This window comes from Actinomadura macra NBRC 14102, from assembly GCF_001552215.1.
Taxonomy (GTDB): domain Bacteria; phylum Actinomycetota; class Actinomycetes; order Streptosporangiales; family Streptosporangiaceae; genus Spirillospora; species Spirillospora macra.
This window is the reverse complement of sequence record NZ_BCQT01000044.1, coordinates 1-3248: the sequence shown is the minus strand read 5'-3', so window position 1 is coordinate 3248 and position 3248 is coordinate 1. Positions and strand designations below refer to the sequence as shown.

The window sequence follows — 3248 nt, the reverse complement described above, 5'->3', positions numbered from 1 at the left end:
GTTCAGGAGGAGGTTTTGTGTGAGGTGTTTGCTGATGTTTTGGGGTTGGAGTCGGTGGGTGTGGATGATGATTTCTTCCGGTTGGGTGGGCATTCGTTGTTGGCGGTGCGGTTGGTGGAGCGGTTGCGGGTTCGGGGTGTGTCGGTTCCGGTGCGGGTGTTGTTTGGGTCGCCGACGCCGGCGGGGTTGGCGCGGGTGGCGGGTGCGGAGTCGGTGGTGGTGCCGGAGAATCTGATTCCTGCTGGTGCTGGGCGTATTAGTCCGGACATGTTGCCGTTGGTGGATCTGTCGCAGGTCGAGATCGATCGGGTTGTGGCCGGAGTCGATGGCGGTGCGGAGAATGTGGCGGACGTCTATCCGCTCGCGCCGATCCAGGAGGGCATGCTCTTCCACCACCTCATGGCGAATGAGGGTGCGGACGTCTACATGACGGCCCGCGGATTGGAGTTCGACTCACGCGCTCGTCTGGAGGAATTCGTCCAGGCTATGCAGCAGGTGGTGGATCGCCACGACATCTACCGGACGGCTGTGGTCTGGGATGGGCTGCGCGAGCCGGTCCAGGTGGTATGGCGGCGCGCCGTCCTGCCGGTCACGCGACACGAGCTCGACGGTGAGATCCCGAACACGCCTGACGCGTTGCTGACCATGGTGGGGTCGGCGATGGACCTAGGCCGGGCACCGCTGATAGACGTCCACGTGGCCGAGGGGGACGACGGCCGCTGGCTGGGCCTGGTGCGGATGCATCACATGTTGCAGGACCACCTGGGCATGGACGTCCTCCTGCGGGAACTGAGAATGGTCCTGGCAGGTCAGGCGGAGCAACTGGCGCCCGCACTGCCGTTCCGCAATTTCGTGGCTCAGACCCGGGGCGTCTCCCGGTCTGAGCATGAGCGCTTCTTCGCTGATCTGCTGGGTGATGTGACCGAGGCGACCGCGCCGTTCGGGTTGATGGACGTCCGAGGAGACGGCAGCGGCCTGGCCTCTGAATCCATCCTCGTAAACGCCGAGGTCGTTTCCCGGTTGCGTGAGGTGGCGCGGCAGTTGGGGGTGAGTCCGGCGACGGTTCTGCATGTGGCGTGGGCGCGGGTGTTGGCGACGTTGTCGGGCCGTGAGGACGTGGTGTTCGGAACGGTGCTGTTCGGGCGGATGAATGCCGGTGCCGGCGCTGATCGGGTGCTGGGACCTTTCATCAACACCTTGCCGGTGCGGGTCCGGACGGGTGGGACGGGGGTGCGGGCGGCTGTTGAGGAGATGCGCGTCCAGTTGGCGGGGTTGCTGGAGCACGAGCACACGCCGTTGGCGGTGGCTCAGCAGGCCAGCGGAATCGTAGGAAACACGCCCCTGTTCACCTCGCTCTTCAACTACCGGCACAGCGACCAGCAGGCGAGCGAAGAGCCGCATCAGTCGATCGAGGGAGTCCGCAGCGTCCTCGCCCGGGAGCGGACGAATTATCCGCTGACCGTCGCGGTCAACGATATGGGACCCGACATCCTCAGCCTCACCGTGGAAGCCGTCGCGTCGATCGACGCGAGCATGGTCGGGGGAATGCTGCGGACCACGGTGGAAAACGTTCTCGACGCCTTGGCCGGGATATTGGACGGCGGTCAGGACATCGCCCTTCCCACGATCGACATCCTCAGCGCCGGCGAACGTCACCAGCTGGTGGAAGGCTGGAACGACACCGCGGTCGGCGTTCCGGACGTCACGGTTGTGGAGTTGTTTGAGCGGTGGGTGGCGGCTGTTCCGGATGCGGTGGCGGTGGTGGCTGATGGTGTTGAGGTGACGTATGCCGAGCTTGATGTGTGGGCGAATCGGTTGGCGCATTTCTTGGGTGGTCGGGGTGTGGGTGTGGAGTCGGTGGTGGGGTTGTGTTTGCCGCGGGGTGCGGGGATGGTGGCGGCGATTTTGGGTGTGTGGAAGGCGGGGGCGGCGTATCTGCCGATTGATGGGGAGCTTCCTGCGGAGCGGGTTGGGTTCATGCTTGCTGATGGCGGTGTGCAGTTGGTTTTGGCGGTTGAGGGTGAGGCGGCGGATGTGTTTGCTGGGTGGCCGGTGGTGTTTCTGGATGATCCGCGGGTTCTTGCGGGGGGGTCTGGGGTTTCGCCTGGGGTGGGGGTTGATCGGGCGGGTTTGGCGTATGTGATTTATACGTCGGGTTCGACGGGTGTTCCGAAGGGTGTGGGGGTGGGGCATGGTTCGTTGGTGAATTTGGTGTCGGTGTTCGGTCCGATGATGGGTGCGGGTCCTGGTCAAGGGGTGTTGCAGTTCGCGTCGTTCAGTTTTGATGCGTCGGTTCTGGATGTGGCGGTGGCGTTGTCGCATGGTGCGGCGTTGTGGGTTGCCAGTGATGAGCAGCGGGTGCAGCCGCAGCGGTTGCGGGAGTTGGTGGGTGCGGGTGCGGCCAGTGTGGTGCCCTCGTTGTTGGGTGCGGTGGATCCAGAGGACTTGCGGCAGGTGGGGACGTTGCTGGTTGGTGCGGAGGCGATCAGTGTGGGGGTTGTGGGGGTGTGGTCTGCGGGGCGTCGGTTGGTGAACACGTATGGGCCGACTGAGGCGACGGTGATGGTGGCTTCGGGTGTGGTGGATCCGGAGCGGCCTGGTCCGGTGCCGTTCGGTAGCCCGATCGCTAACACTCGCTTGTATGTGCTGGACGGGACGCTGAGCCCGGTGCCGGTGGGTGTCGCGGGCGAACTCTATATCGCCGGCGCTGGATTAGCTCGGGGTTACGTAGGGCGAGCGTCGTTAACCGGTGAGCGGTTTATCGCCTGCCCATTCGGTTCGTCCGCTGGTGAGCGGATGTATCGGACGGGTGACCTGGCCAAGTGGACGTCCGATGGTCAGTTGGTGTTCGCGGGTCGTGCGGATGAGCAGGTGAAGGTGCGGGGGTTCCGGATCGAACCCGGCGAAGTCGAGGCGGCTTTGCTGGCGCATTCGGCAGTCGCCCAGGCGGTTGTTGTTGCTCGGGAGGACACCCCCGGAGACAAGCACCTTGTGGCCTATGTCGTGTCTGCCGGCCCGGACGTCGAGATCGATCTCGAAGAATTGCGGCGGTTCGTTGCAGGTCGTTTACCGGAGTATATGGTTCCGGCTGCGTTGGTGGTGTTGTCGGAGTTGCCGTTGAATGTGAATGGGAAGCTGGATCGTCGTGCGTTGCCGGCTCCGGATTTTGTTGTGGGTGTGGGGCCGGGGCCGGGGCCGGTGTCGGTGCAGGAGGAGCTTTTGTGTGGGGTGTTTGCTGGTGTGCTGGG

At 64.3% G+C, this 3248-nt stretch carries 1 protein-coding gene; it reads left to right on the top strand.

What is annotated here, in order from left to right; all coding sequences use genetic code 11:
* Nucleotides 1-24: 24 nt before the first annotated feature.
* On the top strand, nucleotides 25-3248 hold a 3224-nt coding region (locus AMA02S_RS39640; RefSeq protein WP_245668041.1), incomplete at its 3' end, for a non-ribosomal peptide synthetase.